Annotated in this window: 23 protein-coding genes; 9 read left to right on the forward strand and 14 right to left on the reverse strand. The window is 73.4% G+C overall.

Going from position 1 to position 26772, the window contains the following annotated elements:
- The first annotated feature begins 31 nt into the window (after positions 1–31).
- Together ACGFZP_RS33720 and ACGFZP_RS33725 are read left to right on the forward strand one after the other, a co-directional pair.
- Positions 32–1324, forward strand: coding sequence for a glycosyltransferase (locus ACGFZP_RS33720; RefSeq protein WP_392940224.1), 1293 nt, complete (start codon positions 32–34; stop codon positions 1322–1324).
- Positions 1325–1845: 521 nt separating this feature from the next.
- On the forward strand, positions 1846–2658 hold the full coding sequence (locus ACGFZP_RS33725; protein WP_392940225.1) for an SGNH/GDSL hydrolase family protein: 813 nt from the start codon (positions 1846–1848) through the stop codon (positions 2656–2658).
- A 149-nt stretch (positions 2659–2807) separates the two neighbouring features.
- Here ACGFZP_RS33725 and ACGFZP_RS33730 read toward each other — a convergent pair whose 3' ends face one another.
- A complete protein-coding gene (locus ACGFZP_RS33730) occupies positions 2808–3932 on the reverse strand; it encodes a helix-turn-helix domain-containing protein (protein ID WP_392940227.1) in 1125 nt (374 codons plus the stop codon).
- A gap of 216 nt (positions 3933–4148) precedes the next feature.
- On the opposite strand from ACGFZP_RS33730, the gene ACGFZP_RS33735 reads away from it, so the two are divergent.
- The gene (locus ACGFZP_RS33735) at positions 4149–4754 is read left to right on the forward strand and encodes an RICIN domain-containing protein (RefSeq protein WP_392940229.1); all 606 of its coding nucleotides are present in this window, start codon (positions 4149–4151) and stop codon (positions 4752–4754) included.
- A 305-nt stretch (positions 4755–5059) separates the two neighbouring features.
- Here the strand turns inward: ACGFZP_RS33735 and ACGFZP_RS33740 are convergent, their stop codons facing one another.
- Entirely contained in the window at positions 5060–5956 is an 897-nt protein-coding gene (locus tag ACGFZP_RS33740; RefSeq protein WP_392940231.1) for an RNA polymerase sigma-70 factor, read from the reverse strand.
- A 299-nt stretch (positions 5957–6255) separates the two neighbouring features.
- Entirely contained in the window at positions 6256–7500 is a 1245-nt protein-coding gene (locus ACGFZP_RS33745) for an NAD(P)/FAD-dependent oxidoreductase (protein WP_392940232.1), read from the reverse strand.
- A gap of 437 nt (positions 7501–7937) precedes the next feature.
- Between ACGFZP_RS33745 and ACGFZP_RS33750 the strand changes: the two genes are divergently transcribed.
- The 3 genes from ACGFZP_RS33750 (at position 7938) to ACGFZP_RS33760 (ending at position 12443) form a co-directional block, all read left to right on the forward strand.
- Entirely contained in the window at positions 7938–10661 is a 2724-nt protein-coding gene (locus tag ACGFZP_RS33750) for a hypothetical protein (RefSeq protein WP_392940234.1), read from the forward strand.
- Positions 10662–10875: 214 nt separating this feature from the next.
- Positions 10876–11958, forward strand: a complete 1083-nt coding sequence (locus tag ACGFZP_RS33755) for an NUDIX domain-containing protein (RefSeq protein ID WP_392940235.1) — start codon at positions 10876–10878, stop codon at positions 11956–11958.
- Between the two features lie 101 nt (positions 11959–12059).
- Positions 12060–12443 (forward strand): DUF6188 family protein, encoded by a 384-nt coding sequence (locus tag ACGFZP_RS33760; protein ID WP_392940236.1) that lies wholly within the window; start codon positions 12060–12062, stop codon positions 12441–12443.
- A gap of 45 nt (positions 12444–12488) precedes the next feature.
- Here ACGFZP_RS33760 and ACGFZP_RS33765 read toward each other — a convergent pair whose 3' ends face one another.
- The 7 genes from ACGFZP_RS33765 to ACGFZP_RS33795 all read right to left on the reverse strand — a co-directional run bounded on the left by ACGFZP_RS33765 (position 12489) and on the right by ACGFZP_RS33795 (position 20103).
- A complete protein-coding gene (locus tag ACGFZP_RS33765; protein WP_392940237.1) occupies positions 12489–12896 on the reverse strand; it encodes a VOC family protein in 408 nt (135 codons plus the stop codon).
- 142 nt (positions 12897–13038) lie between these two features.
- The gene (locus ACGFZP_RS33770; RefSeq protein ID WP_392940239.1) at positions 13039–13413 is read right to left on the reverse strand and encodes a hypothetical protein; all 375 of its coding nucleotides are present in this window, start codon (positions 13411–13413) and stop codon (positions 13039–13041) included.
- 112 nt (positions 13414–13525) lie between these two features.
- On the reverse strand, positions 13526–13921 hold the full coding sequence (locus ACGFZP_RS33775) for a roadblock/LC7 domain-containing protein (protein ID WP_392940241.1): 396 nt from the start codon (positions 13919–13921) through the stop codon (positions 13526–13528).
- 82 nt (positions 13922–14003) lie between these two features.
- Positions 14004–15098, reverse strand: coding sequence for a hypothetical protein (locus ACGFZP_RS33780; protein ID WP_392940243.1), 1095 nt, complete (start codon positions 15096–15098; stop codon positions 14004–14006).
- Between the two features lie 94 nt (positions 15099–15192).
- The gene (locus ACGFZP_RS33785; protein ID WP_392940245.1) at positions 15193–15576 is read right to left on the reverse strand and encodes a hypothetical protein; all 384 of its coding nucleotides are present in this window, start codon (positions 15574–15576) and stop codon (positions 15193–15195) included.
- Positions 15577–16214: 638 nt separating this feature from the next.
- Positions 16215–16958: a hypothetical protein gene (locus ACGFZP_RS33790; protein ID WP_392940246.1), complete on the reverse strand. Its 744-nt coding sequence runs from the start codon at positions 16956–16958 to the stop codon at positions 16215–16217.
- 1 nt (position 16959) lies between these two features.
- Positions 16960–20103 carry a CHAT domain-containing protein gene (locus tag ACGFZP_RS33795; protein WP_392940248.1) on the reverse strand — a complete coding sequence of 1048 codons (3144 nt, stop codon included), beginning with the start codon at positions 20101–20103 and terminating at the stop codon, positions 16960–16962.
- A gap of 267 nt (positions 20104–20370) precedes the next feature.
- Here ACGFZP_RS33795 and ACGFZP_RS33800 point away from each other — a divergent pair, with 267 nt between their 5' ends.
- On the forward strand, positions 20371–21063 hold the full coding sequence (locus ACGFZP_RS33800) for an ester cyclase (protein ID WP_392940250.1): 693 nt from the start codon (positions 20371–20373) through the stop codon (positions 21061–21063).
- A gap of 81 nt (positions 21064–21144) precedes the next feature.
- Here ACGFZP_RS33800 and ACGFZP_RS33805 read toward each other — a convergent pair whose 3' ends face one another.
- Positions 21145–21348 (reverse strand): cold-shock protein, encoded by a 204-nt coding sequence (locus ACGFZP_RS33805; protein ID WP_392940252.1) that lies wholly within the window; start codon positions 21346–21348, stop codon positions 21145–21147.
- A 267-nt stretch (positions 21349–21615) separates the two neighbouring features.
- Here ACGFZP_RS33805 and ACGFZP_RS33810 point away from each other — a divergent pair, with 267 nt between their 5' ends.
- A complete protein-coding gene (locus ACGFZP_RS33810) occupies positions 21616–22260 on the forward strand; it encodes an alpha-ketoglutarate-dependent dioxygenase AlkB (protein ID WP_392940254.1) in 645 nt (214 codons plus the stop codon).
- A gap of 81 nt (positions 22261–22341) precedes the next feature.
- On the opposite strand, the gene ACGFZP_RS33815 is transcribed toward ACGFZP_RS33810, so the two are convergent.
- From ACGFZP_RS33815 to ACGFZP_RS33825, 3 genes are read right to left on the reverse strand one after another with little or no spacing between them, the layout of a single operon-like run.
- Positions 22342–23190, reverse strand: coding sequence for a carbohydrate ABC transporter permease (locus ACGFZP_RS33815; protein WP_392940256.1), 849 nt, complete (start codon positions 23188–23190; stop codon positions 22342–22344).
- Positions 23187–24164, reverse strand: coding sequence for a carbohydrate ABC transporter permease (locus tag ACGFZP_RS33820; protein WP_392940258.1), 978 nt, complete (start codon positions 24162–24164; stop codon positions 23187–23189). The genes ACGFZP_RS33815 and ACGFZP_RS33820 overlap by 4 nt, the downstream gene beginning before the upstream one ends.
- Before the next feature lie 40 nt (positions 24165–24204).
- Positions 24205–25515: an extracellular solute-binding protein gene (locus ACGFZP_RS33825; RefSeq protein WP_392940260.1), complete on the reverse strand. Its 1311-nt coding sequence runs from the start codon at positions 25513–25515 to the stop codon at positions 24205–24207.
- Positions 25516–25836: 321 nt separating this feature from the next.
- Here ACGFZP_RS33825 and ACGFZP_RS33830 point away from each other — a divergent pair, with 321 nt between their 5' ends.
- Positions 25837–26739, forward strand: a complete 903-nt coding sequence (locus ACGFZP_RS33830; RefSeq protein WP_392940262.1) for an IclR family transcriptional regulator — start codon at positions 25837–25839, stop codon at positions 26737–26739.
- The last annotated feature ends 33 nt before the right edge of the window (positions 26740–26772 follow it).

Consider the following 26772-nt stretch of genomic DNA (forward strand, 5'->3'; position numbering starts at 1 on the left):
CTCCCCACGGAGTGGCGGAGGAGTCGGCGGCGTGAGTACGACGGACGGGCTGCGAATAGTCCGGGTGGCGAACTTCGTCACCCCGGTGTCGGGCGGGCTGCGGACCGCGCTGCGACACCTCGGCGCGGGCTACCGGGCCGCCGGGCACGAGGCGGTGCTGGTCGTGCCGGGAGCGGCGCGGGTGGAGGAGGAGAGTGGGCAGGGGCTGGTGGTCACCCTGCCCGGACCAGTGCTGCCCGGCAGCGGCGGCTACCGGCTGCTCACCGACCGGCGGGCGGTGGCGCGCGAGCTGGAACGGTTGGCGCCCGACCGCCTGGAGGTCTCCGACCGCACCACCCTGCGCTGGACGGGCGCCTGGGCCCGGCGGCACGGTGTGCGCTCGGTGATGGTGTCGCACGAGAGTGCCGCCGGACTCCTCCGCACCTGGGGCCTCCCGGGCGCGCTGGCCGGGGCCGCGGCGGACCGGCTCAACGCCCGCACCGCGCAGGCGTTCGACACCGTGGTCTGCACGACCGGTTGGGCGGCCGCCGAATTCCACCGGCTGGGTGTGCGAAACCTGGCGTGGGCGCCGCTGGGCGTGGACCTGGAGGCCATGCGCCCGTCGGCACCGACCGCGCGGGCGTACGAGCGGGCGCAGTACGCGGAGCCGGAACAGGTGCTGCTGGTGCTCTGCTCGCGGCTGTCGGCGGAGAAGCGGCCCGAGCGGGCCCTCGACGCGCTGGCCCTGCTGCGTTCGGGCGGCCTCCCGGTCGTCCTGGCGGTGGCCGGCACGGGACCGCTGCGGGAGCGGCTCGCCGCCCAGGCCGGGCGGCTGCGGCTGCCGGTGCACTTCCTCGGGCACGTCGGCGGGCGCGAGGCTCTGGCCCGGCTGCTGGGGTGCGCCGACGTGGTGCTCGCGCCCGGACCGGTGGAGACGTTCGGCCTGGCCGCCATGGAGGCGCTCGCCTGCGGGACTCCGGTGGCGGTGAGCCGGTCCTCGGCCCTCCCCGGGCTGGTCGGCCCGGCGGGCGTGGCGGCCGAGGACAGTGGCGCGGGGTTCGCCGAGGCGGTTCGCGAACTGTTGTCGCGGCCGGAGGCGGACCGTCGGGCGGTGGCCCGCGCACAGGCCGAACAGTTCGGCTGGCCGGCGGCGGTGGAGGCGTTCCTGGCGGCGCACGGGGCGCGGGCGCGCGTTGCCGGGGCGGGCGGAGGGGTGGGCAGAGGGGTGGAGAGGTCCGGCGGTGGCTCAGGGGCGGGCGGTGCAGCGGAGGTTCGGAGTGGGAAGTCGGACCGGCCGACTTCCCACTCCGGCGAGGAACGGGGAGGGCGGGGAGGGCTGCTTTGAGAGTGGGGAGCGAGGGGAACGCGGCCGGGGCGAGGAGGGAGCTGGCGGAGGCGAGGGGCGTGCGATCGGCGGGTGAAATATGTAGACCGGTCTACATGAAAGGGGCGGGAAGGCGCGCCGGCCCGGGTAAATATGTCGACCGGTCTATTGATTCGAGGGCTTTGGAGTACGGCAATGCCACAGCAGGAGAACGAATATGTCGACCGGTCGACATATTCGAGGGCAGTGGACGGCGGGGCGCCGCCCATCAGGAGCTATGTAGACCGGTCGACATATTTCTTGGAGGCGAGGCCCCGCGGACCACGGGTCGGGAGGCCTCTCGCGAGGTACGAGGTCAGACGGTGACGGTGGATGCGGGGACGACAGGTGAGGGGCTGGGTACCGGTCGGCGGGCTGCGGGGCCGGGGCCGGGGGCCGGCAACGGCGCGGGCCCGGGGAGCGACGGCACGGGATCCGCACAGGCGGGGCGGACCCGGGGCGTCGGCGGAGGTAACCGGCGGACCGGGGAGCCGGTGCGGTTCGTGGCACTCGGGGATTCGCTGACGGAAGGGGTCGGCGATCCGGTGGGCAGTGGGTGGCGGGGGTGGGCGGCGCTGCTGGCGCTGTCGCTGGCACCGGCGGAGACGGGCATCGAGTTCAGCAACCTCGCCCGCAGCGGCGCCCTGGCCGGCGACCTCGCAGCGGAGCAACTGCCCGCCGCCCTGGCCCTGCGCCCCGACGTCGCCGCCGTGGTGGTCGGCGGCAACGACACCCTGCGCGCCGGTTTCGACATCCGGCGCACCACGCTTGAGTTGGATGCCACGCTGGGCGAACTGTCCGCCGGGGGCGCGGTGTTGCTCACCGCCTGCCTGCCCGATCCGGGCACCCTGCTGCGGCTGCCGCAACCGCTGGCCCGCCCGCTGGCCCGGCGGATGCGGGCGGTGAACACCGTGGTGCACGCACTGTCCACGCGACACCGGGCCGTGCACCTGCACATCGCCGACTTCCCGTGGTCGGCGGAACGGCGACTGCTGAGCGTCGACCGGCTGCACCCCAGCGCCGAGGGGCACCACCTGATCGCCCGGGGCTTCCACCGCCAACTCGCCACGGTCGGCCGCCCCCTCGGCCCAGCACCCGTCGCCGAGCCCGCCGAACCGCCTCCCGGGCTGGCCACCGACCTGTGGTGGATGGCCACCAAGGGCACCCGCTGGGTCGTCGACCGCAGCACCGATCTCCTCCCCGGCCTGCTCGCCCTGGCCGCCGCCGAGGGCCTGGCCCGCCTCCGGGGCGGCACCGGCCGCTACGACGAGCAGATGGCCCGAGCGGCGGCGGCCGCCCTCAACTCCCTTGGGTAGGAACCGCAGTCCCGCCCTCGGGCTCGGGCCCAGGCTAGGACCGCAGGGAGCAGGCAACCCGCCGGCCAATTCGGGGCTTTGGCAGTTGCCCTTGAGGGGGTGCGGACGAATGCCGGCCACCCGGTGTCGGCCGATGGCCCGGCTGTCGGTCAGGAGGTGCGCGGCGGCTTGGGTGCGTCGCCGTTGCAGCGGGGTGGCGGTCCCGTCGGTGGCGCGTGCGGCGGTACGGTGTGGGGTGCGTTGAGCAGGGTGGTGGCGGCGGCTGTCGGGTAGTGCAGGACCCGGTTGCGTTCGCGGCGGCTGGTGACGAGTCCGGCATCGCGCAGGCTGGTGGCGTGTTCGGAGGCCGAGGCCGGCGAGACGGAGACCCGGTCGGCCAGTTCGGAGGTGCTCAGGCCGGGCGCGGCGGCGACGGCGTGCAGGACGGCGGACCGGGTGGCGCCCAGCACCGTTCCCAGGGCCTTCGCCGCGCGCTGCTGCCGGCCGTCCGGTGCGGGCCGGGTGAGCGGGTTGGCGACGCCGTCGAACGCGAGCGGGTAGATCAGCACCGGCCGGTCGTCGCGGTCGCCGACCAGAAGCCGCGGCAACGGTCCGCCGAACACGACGGGGGCCACTGTCAGGCCACGCCCGGCCAGGTGGATGTCCCGGCCGAACGGGGCGGGCACCGTCAGTACGGGTGACTGCCAGCGCAGGGCGGGGTGGAGTCCCGCGAGCAGTGCACCGACGCCGTTTCTGCGCAGCGTCGTCACCCGCCGGTCGAGGTCCACGTCGAGAGCGGCCTGCATGCGGCGGGCGTGGGGAGCGATCGCCAGGTCGTGGTACGCGGCCAGCGCGCCGGTGACCGCGTTCATCGCGTCCGGGTCGCCGTCGGCCAGCCCGCGCACCCACCCGGGTAACGGGTGCACGGAGGCGAGCCGGTTCAGATCCGCCGTCAGCTGCCGCCGCGGAACGGCCCGGATGGCCTCCAGTACGTCGCGCACGCTTCCGTTGTCCCTGGTGGACGTGAGGAAGTCCGGGATCCAGCCGTACGCGGGCACCAGGTCCAGCAGTGGTCCGACCTTCGCCGGCAGGTTCCCGCGCAGGCTACGGCGCCAGGCGTCGAACCGCTGCCGCTGGTCGTTGCGGCGCAGCGCCTGCACGCTCAGCACCGCCTCACCCAGCTGCGGGAGTCGGCTGATCAGCGTCACGCTGCACAGGTCGTCGGCCGTGAAATGAACGCGCAGCACGCCCACCCCCGCAAGTATCCGGCGCCAGGCCTTCGTTGGCAGGGCCACCGCCGTGCCGTCCGCAGCCGCACAAGGCTACCGGACCTTCGGCACAGGCCGAAGTAGCGTGCGCCTCGGTGCAGTTGCCGCCGAGCATTGGAGATGCACGGCCGAACCGGCCGTCACGCGGGAGCCCGCTGCCGGCACAGCTTCGCGCCGACGCGAACGGTGCTGCCTCGACGAGCCGGACACCAGTACCGACCCGTTCACCACTGGAGGAGTTCGATGAGCAGGAAGAGCTTCGCGGGCAGGGCCGGCGCCGCACTCGGTGCCGCCGCCGTGTTCGGCGCCCTGTCCTTCGGTACCGCACCTGCGGCCCAGGCCGCCACCGAGCCCCGCACGACCGCGACCGGCCAGGCCGCGAACGCGAGCGCGAGCTACGGCCCGTACCTCCTGTACAACACCGTCACCACCAAGTGCGCCGACCTCCCGGACTTCGGCCCCGGCAGGATCAACGGCCCCGTCAACGAGTACACCTGCAACGGAACCTCGGGTGACAACCAGCTCTTCTTCTGGGACCTCCAGGGCACCACCAGCAACGGCTACCCCGTCTACACCGTCCGCAACGCCAAGGACCAGCTCTGCCTGGACGTCCACGACTACGGTGCGGTGGAGGCCGGCGCCACGGTCAGCGAGTTCACCTGCGACGGCACCTCGGGCGACAACCAGCAGTTCTGGCTGCTGCCGCGCGGCGGCGGGGGCTCCTGGATCGTCAACCTCAAGAGCGGCCTGTGCCTGGACGTCGACGGCGTGCGGACCGGCGGCGACAACGCCCGCCTCACGCTGTACTACTGCAGCGACAACGACGACCACTCGTGGAAGCTGGTCTAGGGCGTCTTCAAACCCCCGTCGCGCGCCCGGAGGGCGGACGGGGCGGCGTTGGGGTGCGCGCATCGCAAGGCGGAGGAGGGAGCCACTGCGGTGGGGGCACCTCCCGGCCGAAGACTGGGGCGCGCGCCCCAACGCCGCCCCTCAGACGCGGGTTTGAAGACGGACCCAACGGCCAGGGGCGGGGTGACGCACCCCGCCCGATGGCCACGGCTCTGCGCTCCCGGTCGTGGCGGGAGCGCAGAGCCGTGGACGCGTGAGGTCCAGACCTCAGCTGGTCCCCGAGTGGCCGGTAGGCCAAGGGGGGTTCACCGCAGGGTGAGCGAGGTCTCGGTCTCGACGCGGTTCAGCTTCTCGGGGTTGCGGACGTAGTAGAGGCCGGTGACGCGGGCGTCCTCGATACGGACCGCCATGATGCCGTCCATCTCGCCGTCCAGGAGGATGCGCAGTGCCGGGTTGCCGTTGACCACGGTGAAAGCGACGGTGATCGAGCGGTCGTTCTTGACGAGACCGCCGGCCATGAGACGCGCCACCTTATCCGCGCCGACGACCGGCCGCAGCGCGGCCCGCTTGACGCCGCCGCCGTCGCCCACCAGGACGACCCCGGGGGCGAGCACGTCGAGGAGGCCCTGCGTGTTCCCGGTTTCGAGGACCCGCTGGAACGACTCCAGCACCGCCCGGGTCTCGCTCTGGGAGACCGCCTGGCGCGGACGGCGGGCGTCGACGTGCTGCCGGGCGCGGTGGGCGATCTGACGGACGGCCGCCGGGCTCTTGTCGACAGCGGCGGCGATCTCGTCGTAGCCGACGTCGAAGGCCTCGCGCAGCACGAAGACGGCGCGCTCGGTCGGGGAGAGGGTTTCGAGGACGAGCATCATCGCCATCGACACGCTCTCGGCGAGCTCGACGTCCTCGGCGACGTCCGGCGCGGTGAGCATCGGCTCGGGCAGCCACTGTCCGACGTACGTCTCCCGGCGGCGCTTCATCGTGCGCAGCCGGTTGAGCGCCTGCCGGGTCGCGATCCGGACCAGGTAGGCACGCTGGTCCTGCACGTGCCCCAGGTCGACCTTGACCCACCGCAGCCAGGTCTCCTGGAGGACGTCCTCGGCGTCGGACGCCGAGCCGAGCATCTCGTAGGCGACGGTGAACAGCAGGTTCCGGTGGGCGACGAAGCTCTCGGTCGCCGGGTCGGAGGCCTGGTCGCTCATATCTCGATCCCTCTTCCTCGCGGCCGGCCCTGGTTGCCGAAGGCCTTCGGACGTGCATCCACAGCCGGGTCCTCTTGCGTTGACAGCCGTTCGATTCTGGCCCACCCGTCTGGTGCGACGGAGGGCGGGACACCACCTGCGCACGGCTGTGACGTGCCAAGACGCACCAAAACACACCAAGGCAGGCCACCTTGAGGCCGGTCCGTGACGGACCGCCACCCAGGCCCCCCGGCCCGCGGCGAACCGCGCGGCGGCGCCCGGCGATCGCCCGGCGCCGCACAACAGGCGCTTCGGCGCGGTCAGACCGGATCGGCGACGCGCGGCCGGCTGCTCTCCGCGGCGGCCGGTGCCTCGTCGTGCGCCGACGGCTGCTGCGGCCCGGCCTGCAGCCGCTGCTGCCGCTGCTTGGCGCCTCCGGGGGCGCGGTGCAGACCGTACGAACCGGGCTTGCCCGCCTCCCCCGCCAGGTGCTTGAGCGTGCCCTTGCACACCAGCTCCTTGACCCTCGCACCCAGCCCGCCGTCGATGTGCAACCCCACCGCCACATCACTCCTGCGCGCGAACTGGAAGATCCCCCCACCCCGCCCCAGGCTGATGCACTGCCCCGCGAACGACGCACCGAGCACCGCCGGCCGCTCCCCCGCGATCCGGCTCAGCACCGTATCGGCCGCCCGCGCACCCAGAGGAATCGCCGCCTGGCAGCTCATCCGCAACGGCACACCCGACGGCGCCGCCGAATCCCCCGCCGCCACCACCCGCTCGTCGTCCACACTCGTCAGTGTCTCGTCCGTCAGCAGCCGCCCCAGCGCATCGGTGCGAAACCCGCTGCGCGCCGCCAGATCCGGCACACCGAACCCCGCCGTCCACACCGTCACCCCACTGGGCACCGACCGCCCGTCCGCCAACCGCACCGCCTCGCCCGTCACCTCCACCACCCTGGACCCCGCACCCTCCAGCACCCGCACGCCCAGCCCCGCCAGCCGGCCCGCCACCGACCGCCGCCCCCGCCGGTGCAGATACGGACCCAGCACCCCGCCGCACACCAGGGTCACCGCGCGGCCCGCCTCCGCCAGCTCCGCCGCCGTCTCGATCCCCGTCGGACCACCACCGACCACCGTCACCCCGACCGACCCGGCCGCCTCCAGCACCGGCCGCAACCGCTGCGCGTCCTCCAACGTCCCCACCGGATACGCGAACTCCGCCGCCCCCGGCACCCCCGGATCCGCACTCCCGCTGCCCACCGCGTACACCAGGTAGTCGTAACCCAGCCGTCCGCCGCCCTCCAGCACCACGGCGCGCCCGGCCGCATCGATCCGGGCCACCGTGTCCACCACCAGCCGCACACCCCCGGCCAGCACCTCCCGGAAGTCCGCGACCGCGTCGTCGGACCCGCCCACCAGCTGGTGCAGCCGCACCCGCTCGACGAACTCCGCACGCGCGTTGACCAGCGTCACCCGCACGTCCTCGCGCAGCATCAGACGATTCGCCGCCATCACACCGGCATAACCGCCGCCGACCACGACCACCTCGGTGTTCCCGCCCATGATGTCTCCTCCGCTTCAAGGGGTTCGGACACAAGACACCGCACCACCCGACGCTGTGACAGCGTGTGAGGCGGATCACTCCACGGGCCCGCTCGAAGCCACGGGCAGGGTCCTCGTGGCGGTGGGTGCTGTTGGTCTGTTGACGGTCCAATCCGGTGAAAGTCTCAGCTGATCAGGTGCACTTCGATGCTGTCGAAGGACGTGGCCTTGGGGAAGGTGGCGATGCTTTCGAGAGGACGCGCGCATCGGCGGCTCGGTGGCCCTCTCGGGGCTGCCCGCGGTGATGGGTGTGAAGGCCCGACCGGGTCTGTGCGGCGTCCTGCAGCCCAAGGCGGTCGGGTGCCGCACCCCTGTACCTGCGGACCCTGGTCGGCACAACGATCCGGGTGCCGCTCCTCGGGGGCTCGGGCGCTCCAACCGAGATTCGGGAGACCGCTATGAGAGTCCGCAAGGCGAAGCCGCCGGGTGGTTCGGCGCAGGGCTGGAGACGTCTGCGAGCGGCGTCGCGCGCCCGCGCGATTCCCGGCCTGCTACGCAGGCTGGTCCCGGCGGCGGCGGTGACGGCGGTACTCGCCACCGGCCTGCCGCTCGGCGCGGTGGCCAACGCGCAGGCGCCCGCCCTGGCCGTGGCCCCCTCGCTCAGCCCCGCGACGCTCAGCCGCGCGGGAGAGGCGGTGACGTTCTCGCTGCAGGTCACCAACACCGGTGACGAGCCGCTGACCGGGATCACCGCGTCGTTCCTGACCTTCGGGGGCTCCGGGACCGCTCCGGTGGTCTCCTGCCCGAACACCCCGCTGGCCATCGGGGCGGTACTGACCTGCACCGCGCCGTACACGGCGACGCAGGCGGACATCGACGCCGGGGGCTTCAGCACCGTCGCCACCGCCACCGCCACCCCGCCCGCCGGCCCGCCGGTCACGACCCAGAGCGAGTTCCTCGTGGTCGCGGTGCAGAGCGCCGCGCTCTCCCTGGAGAAGTCCGCCGCGTCCGGCAACGGCAGCGGCGGCAACAGCCGCCGCAGCACCCTGGTCACCACCCTGACCGCCGGGCAGACGCTGAGCTACTCGTACACCGTCCGCAACACCGGCAACGTCACCATGAGCGGGATCACGGTCGCGGACACCTCGTTCTCCGGCACCGGGGCGCCGCCGATCATCACCTGCCCGCTGACCACACTGGCGCCCGGCGAGGCGATGACCTGCACCGGCTCGTACACCGTGACGCAGGCCGACGCGAACGCCGGGTCGATCACCAACACCGCCGCCGCGACCGGCAACCCGCCCAGCGGCTCGCCGGTGGCCTCCCCGCCCTCCACCGCGACGGTGACCGGCCCGCAGGCACAGCCCGCACTGACCCTCGACAAGATCGTCGCCACCAGCGGCGGAGGCGGCAACAACGGCGGCGGCCACAACGGCGGGGGCGGCAACAACCGCCGCAACACCCTGGTCACCACCCTGGTCGCCGGGCAGGTGCTCGGCTACTCCTTCGTGGTCACCAACAGCGGCAACGTCGACCTGACCGGCGTGGCCGTCACGGACACCGCGTTCTCGGGCACCGGCACAGCCCCCGTGATCTCCTGCCCGTCGACGGACCTGCCCGTGGGCGCGTCGATGACCTGCACCGCGACGTACTCCGTGACGCAGGCGGACGTCGACACCGGGCTCATCACCAACACGGCGACCGCCACCGGCACCCCGCCCACCGGCTCACCGGTCACCTCACCGCCCACCACGGCGACCGTCACCGGCCCGCAGGCGTCCCTCACCCTGGACAAGACGGTCTCGACCGGAGGCGGCGGCGGCAACAACCGCCGCAACACCGTCGTCACCACCCTGACGGCCGGCCAGACCCTCGTCTACACGTTCATCGTCACCAACACCGGCGCCGTCACCCTGACGAACCTGAAGGTCGTGGACACCACGTTCTCCGGCACGGGCACCCCGCCCGTCATCACCTGCCCGCTGACCAGCCTCGCCCCCGGCGCGCAGATGTCCTGCTCGGCGACGTACACGGTGACGCAGGCGGACGTCGACGCCGGCCGCGTCACCAACACCGCCACCGCCACCGGCACCCCGCCCAGCGGACCCGACGTGACGACCCCGCCCTCCACCGCCACCGTCGAATCACCCAAACCCGCCCTGACCCTCGACAAGATCGTCGCCACCGGCAGCGGAGGCGGCAACAACGGCGGCGGCCACAACGGCGGGGGCGGCAACAACCGCCGCAACACCCTGGTCACCACCCTGACCGCCGGGCAGGTGCTCAACTACTCCTTCGTGGTCACCAACAGCGGCAACGTCGACCTGACCGGCGTGGCCGTCACGGACACCGCGTTCTCCGGCACCGGCACCGCCCCCGTGATCTCCTGCCCGTCCACGGACCTGGCCGCAGGCGCGTCGATGACCTGCACCGCGACGTACACCGTGACGCAGGCGGACGTGGACGCCGGGCTCATCACCAACACGGCGACCGCCACCGGCACCCCGCCCACCGGCTCACCGGTCACCTCACCGCCCGCCACCGCGACCGTGACGACGGCCAAGCCGGCCCTGACGCTCACCAAGTCGGCGGCGCCCGCCACGGTGACCTCCGCCGGACAGACCGTGACCTACACCCTGCAGGTCGCCAACACCGGAAACGTCCCCCTCAGCGCGGTCTCCGTCAAGGACACCGACTTCAGCGGCGAGGGCACCGCACCCGTGATCTCCTGCCCGTCGACGGACCTCGCCGCAGGCGCAACCATGACCTGCACCGCCACCTACACCGTCCTCGTCCACGACCTGAAACTCGGCCGGATCGACAACACCGCGGTGGCGACCGCCACCGCACCCGGCGGCACCACGGTGACCTCCGCCCCCGCATCGGCCACCGTCGAGGCCAAGCCCGCCACCCAGCCGCCCGGCTCACCCTCGCCCTCGCCCTCACCGTCGCCGTCCCCGTCGCCCTCGCACCACCCCACCCACGAGCCCACCCACACGCACAAGCCCACCCCCAGCCACGCAAACGTGCCCCCGCCGCACGGCAAACCCCCCGTCGGCCACCCCCTCCCCGACACCGGGGCCGGAACACTCCCACTCCTCGCCGCGATCGGCGCCGCAGCCCTGATCGCCGCCGGCACCCCGCTCCTCCTCACCGCCCGCCGCACCCGCCGCCGGCACTGACCCACCACCCGCAACACCAGCCCCAGCACCAGCACCAGCACCAGGCTCCGGCCGGCACACCCCCCGTGTGCCGGCCGGAACCGCGTCTGCCGGACGCCTCCCGGCCCGTCCGAACGGTCGCGACGATCGCCGCTGTCGGGGGTGGGGCGTGGGGGCGGTGGCGGTGGGGAATCGGGTGGGTACGGATCGTCGTCGTGACGGGGTGGAGGAAGTCGTGGTTGGTGAGGGTCGCGAGTTGCTGGCGGCTGCCGGGGTGCTGTTCCCGGACGAGCAGGGGCGGGTGCTGGTAGTGCGGCTGCCGTACGACCAGCGGCATCCGGTGGCCGTCCCGGGTGGGGGCTGGGAGCCGCAGGACGCGTCGCCGCGGCGGACCGCCGAGCGGGAGATCGCCGAGGAGCTGGGCTTCACACCCCGGCTCGGGGCGCTGGCGTGCATCGACTGGGCGGTCGACTACTTCCGTCCGCCCATCGCGGCGCACCTGTACTGGGCCGAGCCGCTCACCCCGGAGCAGTCGGCCGCGATCACGCCGGATGTGGCGGAGATCGGCGGCTGGACCTGGCTGACGCCGGAGCAGGCGCGGCACGCGCTGCCGCCCCGGCTCTCCCGACGGGTCGGTGCCTGTCTGCGGGTGCCGCGCTCGGCCGGGCCGCTGGAGTTGGAGGAGAGCCTGCCGGTCGGGCACACCCTGGAGCACCTGTCGGTCGAACCGCCCGCCGAGTACACCCGGTTGGCGGGCCTGCCGCTAGCCGAGGGCGCGGTCCGGGCGCAGGAGCCCCCGTTGGACCGGGCGACCTACATCGCCAGTCTGCCGCGGATCCGGGCCAAGGCGCGGATGCTGTTCACGGACACGGCCGGCCGGGTGCTGCTGGTGCGGCTCAAACCGTGGGAGCCCGGGGGCGAGGAGCCGTACTGGGTCCTGCCGGGCGGCGGCATCGAGGCGGACCGCGAGCTGCCCCGGACGGCGGCCCGGCGGGAGATCCGCGAGGAGCTGGGGTGGGAGCGCGCACCGGGCCGCCTGCTGGCCCTGGACTGGCTGCCGGGCCGCGCGGCGGACCCGGCGAACGGGCGCGACACGGCCGTGCTGGTGTACGTCTTCGACGGCGGGGTGGTGACGGACGCCCAGCTCGCCGGGATCCGCCTGGCCGAGGACGAGTTGGTGGAGTGGCGGCTCTGCGATCCGGCCGAGGCGCAGGCGCTGCTCTCCGGGTCGTCCTGGGCCCGGACGGCCGCCGCGCTCGCCGCCCGGGCCGGGACGGGCGGCCCGGCCGAGCTGGTCGGGGGCCGGCCCGCCGACTGACCGGCCACCCCACGATCGCAACCTGCCCGCCCGCGGCCTCGTTGATCACGGGCCTCGTCGATCGGGGGCCGGGCGTACCCGTGGTGGTTCACACTGGGGGCATGCGGAACCTGATCGAGGACATACTGGTCGGTCGTCGGGTGGAGTCGGTCGCGGGCGGGGTCCAGCTCGACATCGCGCTCGCCGGGCCGGTGACCGTGCGGGTGGGGCACGACTTCCGGTTCGCCGCGCCGACCGAGGTGGAGCACTTCTACCCGGCGCTGGGCTTCCGGCCCTCGGGCGCGCTGCTCGCGCTGGTGGGCCGGACGGTCGGCGCGGCGCAGGTGACGATGGCCGGCGGGCTGGAGCTCGACTTCGACGGCGGCGGCACGCTGTCCGTGCCGCCGCACGCGCAGGTCGCACCCTGGAGTGTGGGCACGCCGGACGGCGTCGTCTGCACCGCGCTGGCCGGCGGCGAGGTGAAGTGGGCGCAGGAGGCCCCGTAGGCCGTGTCGGACACGGCCTGGGAACCGCCCGGCCCTGAGAACCGCTCAGCCCTGGGCGGCGGCCGGGTCCATCCAGAACCCCTCCCACAGGTGGCCGTCGAGGTCGGCGAAGCTCCGCCCGTACATGAAGCCCTCGTCGGTGGCCTCGCGGGGCTCCGTGGCGCCGGCGGCGAGGGCCTTGTCGACCAGCTCGTCCACCTCCGCGCGGGTGTCGAGCCCGAGCGCGAGGATCGCCTGGGCGGACGTGGTGGTGTCCGGGATCGCCAGACCGGTGAAGGACTTGAAGTACGGCTCCACCAGCAGCATCGCGTAGATGGAGTCGCTGATCACCAGGCAGCCGGCGTTCTCGTCGGTGAACTTCGGGTTGAAGCTGTAGCCGAGCTCGGTGAAGAACTTCACGGACCGGGCGAGGTCCCGTACGGGCAGGTTGACGAAGATCTTGGTGGACGACACGGGGGACCCTTTCGGTGGTCTCGGCTGAACGGCAGTCAGCCTGGCAGACGGCACCGACAATCCGGCCGGACCCCGCGCCGGGCGGCGCGGGGTCCGTAACCCGGACGGCGCAGTCCGCCGCCTACCGGGGAGCGTCCCGGCGTCAGACCTCCAGGTCCGACTCGATCTTGGTGAGCTGGTGGCGGGCCATCGCCAGGTTGGCCCGGCCCTTGTCCAGCGCAAGGTAGAGGAACAGGCCCTTGCTGCCGCGGCCGGTGAGCGGGCGGATCAGGTGGTACTGGCTGCTGAGGGTGATGAGGATGTCCTCGATCCCGTCACCCAGGCCCAGCATGTCCATGGTGCGCATCTTGGCGCGGACCACGTCGGTGTTCCCGGCGGCGGCGACGTTCAGGTCGATTCCGCCGGGACCGTCCAGGGTGGCGAGTGCCATCCCGCTGTTGTAGTCCACCAGGGCGGCGCCGATGGCACCCTCGATCACGGTCATGGTCTGCTTGAGCGCGCCGGCTGCGTCGGTCATGTCGTTTCTCCAGTTCGTTCGGTGGTACGGCAGTTGAGGGGTGTGGGACGGACGGTGCGGGGTGGCCGGTGAGGCCGGCCCGCGGGGTTTCGGGAGGATCCGGGGGCGGTGGTCAGACCACCTCCCTGGGTTCCTTGGGCGCGAGCGCGTCGGTGAGGAGCGCGGCGATCCGCTGGGCGGACCGGCGGGCCTCCAGGTGCAGTCGGCCGACGTTCACGTCCGGGTGCGCCAGCATGGTGAGCACGCAGCTGCCGCCGGCCGCGTAGGTGGCGACGTAGCCGTGCTCGCCGCGGACCAGCGACTCGCGGAAGTCCCCCTGCCCGGTGGTGTCGGCGAGCCGCTGGGCGAGGCCGAGGGAGGCCGCGGTCATCGCCGCCAGGCCCGAGGGTTCGGTCCCGTGGGTGTCGTGCGCGACCAGCAGGCCGTCCACGCTGGCCACCAGGCCGCCCGCGAGGTGGGGTACCCGGTGTTTGAGCGCGCGGAGTTCGGCGAGCAGCTCGGTCTCCAAGGCGATCAGTTGTCTCCTTCCGACACGCTGCTTGAGCGCCCGCCTCATGACCGCGAGCGCGGGGTCGCGGGCGGAGAGTGGTTCAAAGTCGGGCCTCCAGAAGGATTCGGACCCGGGTCAGCAGCGCGATGTCCGGGTCGGGGGCGATCAGCGGGTTCGCCGCTGCCGTGGTCGTGGTCGGCGGGCGGGCGGAGCGGGTGGTGTCTGCCGGTGCGAGCCCGGCCAGCGTGGCGCCGGGGACTCGGCGGTGGAGCCCGCCGGCGGTCCTGGGCGGCGAGGAGGCCGCCGGCGGGATGCCGGGCGAGGTCCCGGGCGGACGGGCCTCGTACTGACGCGCCTCGGGCACCCGGCCCTCGGACACCCGGCCCTCGGTGGGCGCGGGCCTCGGGGCGGCGTGCCGCGGGGCCAGCCGCCCGGTGGGCGTCCACCCGGCGACCTCGCACCCCGGTGTGGTCAGCAGCCCGGCGGCGGCGAGCCGGCGGACGTCCACCGCGGTCGCGAAGGCCGAGCGGCCGAGCAGCCGGGCCAGCTCCGCCGGGGTTCTTCGGCCGTCCGCGTGGGCGAGCAGCTCGCACTGGCGCCGGGTGGGCGGTCGGCGGCGCGGGCCGCGGCCGCCCTGGTCGGTGCACGCCTCCCGGCCGTCCGGCTGCCCGGCCGGCCGGACCGGCGCGGTGTCGAGCTGCGGCCAGGGCCAGACCCGCTCCAGCAGTCGGCGGCGGCGTTCGGTCTCCCGGCACAGCCGCTGGGCGGCGACCGCCGTCACCGGGCCGAGCCAGTGCCGGACGCCCGGTTCGAAGTGCCAGGGGCCCGCGGTAGCGGCGTCGAGCAGGAAGAACGCGGCGTCGTAGAGCGCACCGAGATGGCAGAGCTCCAACTCGCCCCGGGTGAGCCGGTGCTGGGCGAGCAGCGCACCGCCGACACCGCCCTGCGGGCCGAACAGGCGGACGGTCTCCCGCCAGGTCTCGGGGGCGATCCGGCCGCAGCCGGTGAGCAGCGCGGCCAGGTCGGGGGCCAGCTCGGACTCGGCGTGCACCACCAGGCCGTCGGCGAGGTAGACGGTGCCGACCGGGCCGGACAGGGCGCCGGTGGCGCGCTCGCCGGCCAGCCGCTCGACCGTCTCGGCCGGGGTCCGCGGCAGCCGGACCGGTACGGCGAGGCGGGTCGGGGAGGCGTTCACCTCCACCGCCGACGATCGGCGAGCGGACGGCACTGTGGCCGAAACGCGATGGCGGGATCCCGGCGCCCATCCGCAGGGTTCGCAAGCGGATTCGTCACCCGAGCACCAGTTCCTCGGCCAGGCCCTGCAGGCGGTAGCGGGCGGCGGCGAGGTTGCCCTCGGTCCGGTCCAACCAGAGGTGCAGGACGAGTCGGCTGTCGAAGACGGTATCGATGAAGCAAAGAAGGTGGTAACTGCGGCCCGCGGTGACGATGATGTCCTGCAACGGTGCCCGGACGTCCTCCGCCCCGGTGAAGGTCGGGCTCTCAACCGCCGCCCGTACCAGGTCGGTTGCCTCCGCGGCCGAGGTCTCGTGGTCGCCGGTGGGGCTCACCCCGACGCTGCCGAGGGCGAGGCCGCTGCTCCAGTCAATCAGGCTCGCGGCACGGGCGCCGGCGATCGCCATCGCCCCGGAGAGGCATTCGTCGATACCCGGCACACGGGCTCCTTCGGAGGTTCGGGGACGGTCGGAGTTGGGCGAACACCCGACCGAGCCGCCACGACGAGTGGCGGGTTCGACACGGAAGGCTACTGCCGGATTCCATATGACGAACATTCCAATGGCATATTCACACCACAAAGGGCTTGATTCAGCCATCCTCTGACGATTCGTCAGCTGAGGTCGCCCCGGCGAACCCGCTGGCCCGCGCCCCGGCCGGGCGACGGCCCACCGGCCGACCTGGAGCGGGACCTTGGCCGGTTGTCGGCCACGCCGGCGGGTTTCGAACGCGCGATGCGATAAGGCCGACCACCGGGGCGGGGGGCGCGCGGGTCGACACTCGACCAAGGGGGCGCGGGGGGCCGACGGGGGCCGCGGGGGGCGCCACTCGGCCGCGCCCGGGGAAACGCAGAGGGCGGCCGTTCCGAAGAGGAACGACCGCCCTGCGATGGAGCGCCAGGCCCGGGTTGAACGGACTCTTCCTACTGAAAGTAGGACGTGCTCCGGTAGCACCACTGACGCCTGCTCGAGAGAACGTTTCCTCTCGACGGGAAGAACACTAGCAGGCCATCAGGCCTGGTCAAAAAGCGAACAGATGGCGCCGCCGCTCGGCCGGGCGCCACCCGGTCCGTCGATGCTCACTCCGCCGCCGCACCCGTCGGTGGCAGCTCGCCCGAGCGCTGCGCCGGCAGGGACTCGGCGGCGGCGCGCAGGTCGACGCGGTGGAGCAGCGGAGGCAGCTCGGCGCGGCTGCGGACCAGGCCGAGCCGGCGGATCGTCGCGGCGACGATCACCTCGGCGGTGACCTCCGCCGCCGGCGGGCTCTGGATCACCATCGCCAGCCGGACATCGCCGAGCAGCGGGTGGTTCGGCAGGGCCCGCAGGTGCCACTCGGGGTCGCTCTGGCCGCGGCCCAGCGCCGTCACGTAGCGGTCCTCGCGGTTCCCGTTGCGGCTGTACTCCACCGACGGCTCGACGAAGCCGAGCGGAGCGGCGACCGCGATCCGGAAGGACCGGTCGGTGGGGGCGGCGGCCGTCTGCGGGGCCAGGGCGAGGGCGACCGGCTGCGGCCCGTCGCCCGGGGTGCTCAGCCGCACCCCGATCCGCGACTGGGTGAAGGGCGCGGACCCCCCGGCGGCGTCCGGCCGGTAGGTGCAGTAGAAGGCCAGCACGAAGTACTCGTCGTCGGCCGGCAGGCTCGCCAGCAGGGCCGGGTCCACGTCGACGTCGGCCAGCCCGGCGCGGGTGAGACGGGTGACGAACGGGCGGCGGCTGACGGCCAGCCGGCCCCGGATGCGCTCCTCGGCGGACGGCCGCTGCAGGGTGGCCGGTACGACCAGGTCCACCTCGCCGGGCTCCAGGGCGGGGATGTCGATCGGCACGTCAGCCGGTCCCTTCGTCGTCCCGGCCCCAGCTGCCGGAGTAGGTGAACGCGCCCCAGTCGCGGTACTGCGGGTGGCGCGCCCGGGTCTCGGTCTGGGCCAGCCGGAAGGCCTCCAGCGGGGCCCGGCCCTCGGCCAGGACCCGGTACAGCGCGGCGAAGAAGCTGGTCGCGGTCTCGGTCCGGACCGGCCAGAGGCAGCCGACCACGGCGCGGGCGCCGGCCAGCAGGAAGGCGGCGGGCAGGCCGCGCAGGCCGTCGCCGAGGTCGAAGCGGCCCAGCGCCGACTCGCAGGCGCTGAGGGTCACCAGCTCCACCCCGCGCAGGTCCGCCGAGACGACCTCGTGGGCGAACAGGCGGCCGTCGGCGCCGTCCTGCGGCGGGTTGAGGTAGAGGCACTGGAACCAGGGCGCCACCGGGCTGTGCGATCCGTGCGCCGCGAGGTGGAGGTAGCGGTGGCCGGGCGCCCGCTCCAGTAGTGCCCGGGCGGTGGCGTCGGCCCCGGTCAGCGCGGTGCCGCCGGCCTGCGCGGCCACCGCCCTGACGTGCGCGTCCAGTTCGGGCTCGGGCGGCAGCCCCCAGCCGGCCCCGCCGTTCGCGGCGCCCAGGGCGAGCAGTCCGGAGCCGTGGCCGCGCGGGGCGGGTGCGGTGAGACAGGCGGGGCTCGGCGCGGCGGTGACCGTCCAGCGGTCCGCCAGCGGGCGGCCGTCCACGTGCAGGAGGTGGAACGGCAGGTAGTGGAACGGCCCGTGCGCCCAGACGCAGAGGTGGCGGTAGCCCCTGTCGTGGAGGCGGTCTAGCGTCCCGGCCAGGCCGGCGCCCAGGTTGTTCTCCAGGGCCAGCCGCTCCTCGCCCTCACGGGTGACCGGGCGGTGCAGGGGGTCGTCGAGGACGGCGGAGCGCACCTCCTGGACGTCCAGCGCGAAGGGGTGCAGGGTGTGGCTGTGGCCGTCCCTGCTGAGCCTGAGCAGCGCGGAGGGCAGTCCGGTGGTCGGCACCACGCGGGTCTCCACCACGCCCTCCCGGGTCATCGTGACCAGGTAGAGGGCTGCCGTTCGCTCCTCGGCGGCGTCCGTTCTCCCGGCAGCCTCGGCGCCCTCGGAAGCGGCGGAGGTGTCCGGAGCGGCGGCCTGCGGCGTGACGCCCATGAAGAGCGACAGCAGCACGGTGTCCGCCGGCAGGGCCCGGCACAGCCCGTCCAGGTCGGTGTCGCCCGGTTCGCGCGGGGCGGCCGGGGCGGGCCTCGACCCGGACAGCCGCCGGGAGAACTCCCGGTCGAACCCGCGGCGCAGATTGTCCAGGTAGGCGCGGTCGTCCTGGCCGTCGCCGGTCTCCTGGGCGCCGGCGTAGCAGAGCATGTGGAGGTCCTCGCCCAGGTCGGTGAGCCGGGGCGGCTCGGGGGCGACCACCTCGCGTTCGCGGCGCCCGATCTCGCCGAGCAGCTCGGGGAGGCCGGGCCCGAGCGGGCGCGGCCCGCGGTGGGCGGCGAGCGCGGACCCGAAGTCGAGGCCCTTGGCGGCGGTCATCAGAGCGACCAGGGCGACGGGGTACGAGCGGCCGGCGCCCAGGGCGGCGACCAGCAGCTGGCCGGCGCGGTACAGGGCGAAGGCGACATCGGCCCTGGGGTCCGCCGAGAGGGCCGGGACGAGGGAGTCGCGCAGGATCACGGCGGCGAGGACGATCGTGTCCGGTGTGGTCGCCCTGGCCACCAGGTGGTCGAGCTGCTGGGCGGCGAGATCGGACAGCCGGAGGGAGGCGTAGCCGACCGCGGCGTGCCCGTGCATCGTCAGGGCCTCGCTCGGCTCCCCGGCCTCGGCGTGCTCCAGCGCCGCGCGGGAGGCGACGGCGGCGCGCAGGTGGAGGACGGCCGCCGGGTCGCGTTCCCGGTCGGACGGGTGCGGGCCGTCGGCGGCGGCGCGTTGGACGAGCTGCCAGGCCGTCCGGGCGCCGTCGCGGTGGTAGAGGTGGGCGGCCAGGTGCAGGGCCGCCGCCGACCGGGTGTGCGGGTCGGGGTGGTCCATCGCGGTCGAGAAGAGCAGGTCGACGCCGGCCCGGTCGGCCGGGCAGGGGTGGTCGCAGCCGGGCAGGGCGTGGACCTGGCTCTCCCAGAGCTCCAGCCGGCGCTCCGGGTCGTCGAGGTCGGGCAGGTCCGCGTACACCTCGGCGACGAGCGCGCGCAGGGCCTCGGTGTTGCCGGCCTCACGGAAGAGGCAGAGCGCCTGGTCCACCACGGCGCCGGCCTCCCGGCTGCCGCGCAGCCGGACCAGGTCCGCGACCGGCAGGCCCAGTACCTCGTGGACGGTCCGCGGCACCGGGGCCCGGTCGGCCGCGGCGACCATGCGCAGCAGGCGGATCCGGTTGTACGGGTCCAGGGCGGGGTCGAGCAGGGCCACCGCCTCCCGTCCGACGCGCAGCACCTCGTCGTCGATCCAGGGCGCGTCCCCGGCCGTCTGGGAGAGCAGGGCCAGCACCTCCCCCAGCCCGGTGAGGCAGCGGCCGCGCAGGTGGCCCTCGCTGAGGGCGACCGCGCCGTACAGGTAGGGCAGCGCCTCAAGGGCGGCGTTGCCGGGGTGCGGCATCCCGCCGAGGGTCCCGTCGGGCTCGGCCCCGCGGTCGAAGGGCACCCGTCGCTCCGCCCGGGCCAGCTGCCGGGCGAGCAGCTCCTCCGGGGGCAGCCCGGCCCGGGGGACGCCGATGAACGGGTGCACGCGCAGGATTCCGGCCGCGTACATGGTCTCGGCGAGCTCGTCCAGCTCGCGGTCCGCCCGCAGGGTGCGGATCTGCTCGTCGGCGATCGTGCAGGCGTGGCGCAGCCGGGCGCCGTCGGGCTCCGCCACCAGCAACAGCCTGGCGGACTCGACCAGTTGGTCGGCCGCCCACCACCACGGGCTCTGTCGGCCGCGCCCCCAGCGGACGTCGGCCGCCTCCAGGACCAGCCGGGCCAGCAGGTAGCCGGCGGAGGCGTCGGCGTTGCGGGTGAGGCCGATGCCGACCCGGACGAGGTACCGGGCCTGTTCCTCGGTGAGCTCCCAGGTGCGGTCGCGGACCCGTTCGACGGCGGTCGTCTCGCTCAGGTGGTGCCCCTGGACGTCCCTGACGAGTCCGATGGCGGCCCGGACGGCCGGGTCGTTGCGATGGTCGTCCATGCCTCTGCCCCCTTCGGCCCGTTCCCCGCGGGGCCTGCCGAGGATCATGGCACAGCACGGCGCGGTGGCCGCGGGTTTCGGACGGAGGACGGAGGACGGGGGGCCGTACGGGGTGGACCTCGCGGACGGGTCGTACGGCCGGTCGCGCGGACGCGTCACGCGGGACGTACCGCCGGTGTTGTGGTGCCCTGGGGTCGGGAGGAGGAGAGTGGAAGGCGACGCGTTCGCGGACGGCGGCCAGCAGGGGGTGTGATCGGGAGGTCTGCGATGACCTTTGTACAGATCGTCGAGTGCCGCACGGAGCAGCCCGACGAGCTCAACCGGCTGATGGACACCTGGATCGAGCAGAGCCAGGGGCGGCGGACCGCGACCCACGCCATGGTGGGCACCAACCGGGCGGACGCCCGGCACGTCGTGGAGATCATCGAGTTCCCGTCGTACGAGGCGGCGATGCGCAACTCCGGGCTGCCGGAGACCGACCGGATCTTCCGGGAGATGGTGGCGCTCTGCCAGGAGCCGCCGACCTTCACCAACCTCGACCTGGTGCGGGACGAGCAGTTCCAGAAGGCTGCGGCCCGCCGGCTGCTGGTGGACCCGGCGCGGGGCGACATGTCCGCGCTCGACGAGTTGCTGGCGCCGGACTACTGCGACCACGACCCGTCGATGGACGGTGACGTGGTCGGCCCGGCGGCCGTGCGGGAGATGATCGAGGGCTACCGCAGGGCCTTCGACTTCACCTTCGACATCCAGAGCCAGGTCGCCGACGGCGACCAGGTGGCGACCCGTTGGATCTGGCGCGGCACCCACATCGGGGAGTACATGGGCGTGCCGGCCAGCAACCGGACCATCGAGTCGGCCGGGATGACGATGTTCCGGTTCGAGGACGGCATGGTCAAGGAGGGGTGGTGGAGCTGGGACGCCGTCGCCATGATGCGCCAGATGGGCATGATGCCCGGCTGACCCGGACGCCCGCGTACCCGTTCGACTGTTTCCTGACGGGGCCGCCTGCCGGCCGGGCGAGGGCCGGCAGGCGGCCGGAGGTCACCCGGGGACGATGTTCTCCGCCGTCGGGCCCTTCTGGCCCTGGACGACGTCGAAGTTCACCCGCTGCCCCTCCTGGAGCTCGCGGTAGCCCTGGGCCGCGATGTTGGAGTAGTGGGCGAAGACGTCCGGTCCCCCGTCGTCCTGTTCGATGAAGCCGAAGCCCTTCTCGGCGTTGAACCACTTCACGGTTCCGGATGCCATGCGCCCTCCAAGGGGAAGTCGGTTCCGCCCGCCGCACGGTGCGGTGGGCGGAGGTGATCGCCCTGGTCCTCGGAAGGCACCCGAACAGCACGACCGCCTGCGCGACGCGCAGACGGAGGAGGTGCCTCGGAACCACGACAGCTGGTGGCGATCACGCTACACGCCCGGACGAGTGCACTGCGTGACGGCGTGGTGCGCGCGTCCGGCCCAGGGGTGGACTGCGACCTAATTCGCTCACACGTTCGAATCCAGGCGTAGGCTGATGCCATGCGCACCGCCGTGAACCTCCAGCCCTCGCTGTTCGACGCCGCCGACGGCGTGATCGGGCTCGGGTCCCCGGCGGGGCTGCGGCGGACGGTCCTCGGGGCGGGGGCGTGGCTGGACGTGCTGCCGGGGTGGTTGACCGGGGCGGACGAACTGTTCGAACACCTGGCCGCGGAGGTGCCCTGGCGGGCGGAGCGGCGGGAGATGTACGAGCGGGTGGTCGACGTGCCGCGGCTGCTCGCGCACTACGGGGAGCAGGCGCCGCCGCCGCATCCGGTACTCGGTGAGGCGCGGGCGGCGTTGAGCGCGCACTACGCGCGGGAGCTCGGCGAGCCGTTCCGGACGCTGGGGCTCTGCTACTACCGGGACGGGCGGGACAGCGTGGCCTGGCACGGGGACCGGATCGGGCGCGGGGAGCGCGAGGACACCATGGTGGCGATCCTGTCGGTCGGCGAACCGCGGGCCCTGCTGCTGCGGCCACGGAACGGCGGGGGCGCCGGCACGGTGGTGCGGCACCTGGTCGGGCACGGGGACCTGGTGGTGATGGGCGGGTCCTGCCAGCGGACCTGGGAGCATGCGATCCCGAAGACGGCCCGGCCGGTCGGGCCGCGGATCAGTGTGCAGTTCCGGCCGCGCGGGGTGGCGTGAGGAGGCCGCCCGATGCCGCGGCCGGGGCGGTGGGCGGCGGCCCAACGCCCCGGCGGTCCGGGCGGGTTGGCGGCGGCCAGGTCAGTCCTTGACCGCGCCCGCGAGCCCGGAGACCAGCTTGCGCTGCACGGCGATGAAGAAGATCAGCACCGGGACGGTCATCAGCGTGGACGCCGCCATGATGCCGCCCCAGTCGTTCTCGTCCGGCTTGAAGAAGACCAGCAGGGCGGAGGGCAGCGTCTGGTTCTCGGTGGCGCTGATGATGAAGGTCTTGGCGAAGACGAAGTCGTTCCACGCCGCGATGAAGGAGAAGACGCTGGTCGCGGCCAGGCCCGGGGCCACCAGCGGCAGCAGGATCCGCCACAGGATGCGGGTGCGGCTCGCGCCGTCGATCTGGGCGGCCTCCTCGATCGAGGCCGGGACGGCGGCGACGAAGCCGCGCATCATCCAGATGCCGAACGGCAGTGAGAACGCCAGCTGCACCAGGATCAGCGAGGCCAGGGTGTTGAGGCCGATGCCCGGTGCGAAGCGGCCGGCGTCGCGGAACATGAAGAACAGCGGGATGGTGAGCGCCTCGACCGGGATCATCTGGGCGATCAGGAACATCACCATGACGGTGGTGCGGAACCTGAACCGGAAGCGGGTCACCGCGACCGCCGCCAGGAAGACCACCACCGCCGAGAGCACCACCACCGACAGCGCGATGACCAGGCTGTTCATGAAGTAGCGGCCGAACCCGTCGACGCTCAGCACCTGCCGGAAGCTGTCCAGCGTGGGGTGCGCGGTCCACGGCTTCGGGTCCAGCGACTGCACCTCGCCCTTGGGCTTGAAGGCCGAGAGCACCATCCAGAAGATCGGAAAGGCGGTGACCACGGCCACCAGGAGGGCGGTGGTGTTGGCGGCGAGCCGCCAACGGCTGCGGGTGTTCACAGTTCGTTCCCCGTCCGTCGCAGGGTGCGGATGTAGAGGACCGTCGGGACGACCAGGACCAGCAGCATGATCACGCCGATGGCCGCGCCGAGCCCGTACTGGGAGGAGGCGAACGCCTTCTGGTACGCGTACACGTTCAGGACGAGGTTCTGGCCGGCGATGCCGCCGCCCTCGGTCATCACGTAGATCTGGGTGAAGACCTTGAAGTCCCAGATGACCGACTGGATCACCACGATGGTGAGGATCGGCCGCAGCATCGGGGCGGTGATCCGGCGGAAGGTCGTCCAGGTGCTGGCGCCGTCCAGTGCGGCGGCCTCCAGGATCTCCTCGGGGATCGCCCTGATGCCCGCGTACAGCGTCACCATGACGAACGGGAAGGAGTGCCACACCACCACGGCGCCGACGATCAGGAACGCCGTCCACTTGTCGTAGAACCAGTTGTACTCGTGGAAGCCGCTCAGACCGAGGTTGACCAGGGTCTTGTTGACCAGGCCGAGGTTGGTGTCGAACAGGAAGCTCCACACCGTCGAGCCGGTCATCGCCGGCGCCGCCCAGGCCGCCATCGCGGCGGTGGTCAGGACCAGCCGGGAGGTCCTGCCGACCCTGGTCAGCAGGACGGCGAGGGCGGCGCCGACGACCAGGGTGGCGACCACGCAGAACGCGGCGAAGCCGACCGTCTGCAGCAGCACCGACCAGAACTGGCCGTCGCTCAGGATCTTCTGGTAGTTGCCGAAGCCCACGAAGCGGGTCGGCACTCCCCCGGAGGCCTGGGCCTGGCCGAAGTCCAGCACCGACAGCAGGCCGAGCTGGTAGATCGGGTAGGCCACCAGCGGGATCATGATGACGGCGGCCGGTAGGAGCAGCAGCAGCGGGGGCCGGCGCCGGCCGCGCGGGGGCGCGGCCGGGCCGGCGCCCCGGCGGCGCCCGCTCAGCGGGGGCGATGCCGCCGGGGCGGTCGTGGTGGGTGCGGACACGTACGGGACCTGCTCTCTGGAGACGCCCTGCGGCCTGTGCTCAGTGGGCCGCGAAGGCCGAGGTGATCTGCCCGGCAGCGTCGCCGGAGGCCTTCGCCACGTCCGCCTTGCCGGTGACGATCTGCTGGAGCATGGTCGGGACGACGGCCTGCGCGTCGATCTGCGCCCAGGCCTGGTCCATCGGGACGAACCGGGTGCCGGCCGCGATGGTGTCGGTGAACGGCTTGAGGAAGGCGTCCTTGGCGGCGACCTTGTCGTTGACCGACCTGAGCGTGGGCAGGTTGCCCATCGCGTCGTACATCTGCTCCTGGTACCCGGGGCTCGCCAGCAGTTCGGCGAACTCGACGGCGAGGGTGCGGTGCTTGGCCGCCTTCATCACCCCGAGGTTGTTGCCGCCGGCGAACGCCGGGGCGATCGAGCCCGGCTTCTCGCCGGGCAGCGGGACGACGCCGTACCTGCCCTTGGCCGCGCCCGCGTCGACCTTGCTGCGGCTGGAGTTGGGCAGGATCGCCATCGCGGACTTGCCGGCCGCGAACAGGTCCACGGTCTTGCCGCCGGTGAGGTCCGCGCACTGCTGGGCCGGGCAGCCGTCGGCGCCGAACAGGTCGGTGTAGCGCTTGATACCCGCCTGCGAGGCGGCCGAGTTGATGGCCGGCTTGTACTTGGAGCCGTCCTTGGTGGCGATGTCGCCGCCGGCGTCCCAGACGAAGGGCAGCGCACCGAAGGTGTACTTGCCGCCGACCGCGATGCCGAAGGTGTCCGGGTGCGCGGCGTGGATCTTCTGGTTGGCGGCGACCAGTTCGTCGTACGACTTCGGCGCGGTCAGGCCGGCCTCGGTGAACAGGTCGGTGCGGTAGTACAGCGCCCGCACGCCGACCCACCAGGGCAGACCGTACGTCTTGCCGTCCAGCACGGCGGTCTTGGCGATCGCCGGGTCGAGGTCGCCCTTGTCCTTCCACTTGTCGAGGTCGGCGCCGATCTCGGCGAGGCCGCCGGCCGCGACGTAGCCGGGGAGGTCGGTGTTGCCGAACTCGACCAGGTCCGGGGCGCTGTTGGGGTCGTTGAACGCGCCCTTCATCTTGGCGGCGCGGGCCGAGGCATCGGTGTCGATGTAGCTGATGTCGACGGTGACGCCCTGGTGGGAGGCCTGGAACTCGGTGACCGCCTTGCCGATCACCGCCTCCTTCGCCGCGTTGCCGGCCTCGTTGTACAGCCAGACCTGCAGGGTGCCCGTCCTGTCGTCACCCGCCTTGTCGCCGGCCGGCAGTGCGGTGCCGGGCGAGCAGGCGGCCGCCGCGATACAGGTGGCGGTGAGAACGGCGGCCGCAGCGGTCCGTCTGATCAGTCGCATGGGTGGAGACCTCCCCTCCCGACAGCTGCCGCCAGGACGTGCGCCGCTGGGGACGGACACGTCGAAGCAGGCCCTGACCGGGGCCGATGGTGGGTGCGTGAACGCGGTGATGTGGGGGTACGGCAGAGCGACCGCTCGGGTGGGCGGCGTCGCCTGCTCGATGCCAGGGACGTTAGGCGGGTGCGCTCGGGGCCAACAAGGGGCCGTTCTGGAAGTTTTGCACTGCACAACAGCGTGCCGAAGAATCGGCTATCGCGGTGTGAGCGGGTACGGTCTGAGCCACCGCCGCAGTCCGGCGGTGGACGAGAGGGGAACGGACCGATGACGGACACCGCGAGCCCGGCCGACGGGACGCCGGACGGCGGGACCGCAGCCGACGGGAACGCAGCCGACGGGGCGCCGGACGGCGGTGCGGACGACGCCAGGCCGAAGAGGCCGGCCACCGGGGACCGCAACCAGTCCTCCTCGCTGCGCCGCGCGCTGGCCGTCCTCGGCTACGTCCGCGACCACGGCAACGGCGGCCGCGGCGTCCCGCTCGGCCAGCTCGCCGAGTCGCTCGGGCTCAACAAGAGCACCGTGCTGCGGCTGACCGGACCGCTGCTCGACGAGCACCTGCTCGACCGCGACCGGGAGACCGGCTGGTTCCGGCTCGGCCACGGCTCGCTCCGGCTCGGCCAGGCCTACCTCTCCACCCTCGACCTGCGCAGCGTCGCCGCCGAGCACCTGCGCCGGCTGCAGCGCGAGGCCGGCGAGACCGTCCACCTGACCGTCTGGCAGGCCCCCGGCATCGTCTACCTGGACAAGGTCGAGGACGAGACCAACGTCCGGATGGCGTCCCGGGTGGGCAGTCGGGCACCCGCCTACTGCACCGCCACCGGAAAGGCGATCCTGGCCTGGCTGCCCGAGGAGGCCGTCGCCGAGGTGGTCGCCGCCGGGCTGCGGCCGGTCACCGCGTGGACCATCGCCGACGAGACGCACCTGCGGGCCGATCTGGCCCGGATCCGCGCCCGCGGCTACTCGATCGACGACCGGGAGAACGAGCCGGAGGTCCGCTGCGTCGCGGCCCCGATCTTCGACCACACCGGCGAGGTGACGGCCGCGCTCTCGGTCTCCGGGCTCACCTCGCGGATGACCGCGGCCAGAGTCCGCTCGCTCGGCCCGGTGGTCGCCCAGGTGGGCCTGCGGATCTCCCGCGAGCTGGGCTCCGACCGGCCGGTGGGCTGAGCGGCCGCCCCGGGCGACGGCCGAGGCCGCGTC

It is taken from the genome of Kitasatospora sp. NPDC048239, assembly GCF_043202015.1.
GTDB lineage: Bacteria > Actinomycetota > Actinomycetes > Streptomycetales > Streptomycetaceae > Kitasatospora.

Excerpts from the sequence above, each read along its gene's own strand:
- ACGFZP_RS33800 (WP_392940250.1), top strand. The coding sequence starts at position 20,371 with ATGACCTTTGTACAGATCGTCGAGTGCCGCACGGAGCAGCCCGACGAG.
- ACGFZP_RS33735 (WP_392940229.1), top strand. The coding sequence starts at position 4,149 with ATGAGCAGGAAGAGCTTCGCGGGCAGGGCCGGCGCCGCACTCGGTGCC.
- ACGFZP_RS33760 (WP_392940236.1), top strand. The coding sequence starts at position 12,060 with ATGCGGAACCTGATCGAGGACATACTGGTCGGTCGTCGGGTGGAGTCG.
- ACGFZP_RS33795 (WP_392940248.1), bottom strand. The coding sequence starts at position 20,103 with ATGGACGACCATCGCAACGACCCGGCCGTCCGGGCCGCCATCGGACTC.
- ACGFZP_RS33740 (WP_392940231.1), bottom strand. The coding sequence starts at position 5,956 with ATGAGCGACCAGGCCTCCGACCCGGCGACCGAGAGCTTCGTCGCCCAC.
- ACGFZP_RS33830 (WP_392940262.1), top strand. The coding sequence starts at position 25,837 with ATGACGGACACCGCGAGCCCGGCCGACGGGACGCCGGACGGCGGGACC.
- ACGFZP_RS33770 (WP_392940239.1), bottom strand. The coding sequence starts at position 13,413 with ATGACCGACGCAGCCGGCGCGCTCAAGCAGACCATGACCGTGATCGAG.
- ACGFZP_RS33825 (WP_392940260.1), bottom strand. The coding sequence starts at position 25,515 with ATGCGACTGATCAGACGGACCGCTGCGGCCGCCGTTCTCACCGCCACC.
- ACGFZP_RS33805 (WP_392940252.1), bottom strand. The coding sequence starts at position 21,348 with ATGGCATCCGGAACCGTGAAGTGGTTCAACGCCGAGAAGGGCTTCGGC.
- ACGFZP_RS33745 (WP_392940232.1), bottom strand. The coding sequence starts at position 7,500 with ATGGGCGGGAACACCGAGGTGGTCGTGGTCGGCGGCGGTTATGCCGGT.
- ACGFZP_RS33750 (WP_392940234.1), top strand. The coding sequence starts at position 7,938 with ATGAGAGTCCGCAAGGCGAAGCCGCCGGGTGGTTCGGCGCAGGGCTGG.
- ACGFZP_RS33810 (WP_392940254.1), top strand. The coding sequence starts at position 21,616 with ATGCGCACCGCCGTGAACCTCCAGCCCTCGCTGTTCGACGCCGCCGAC.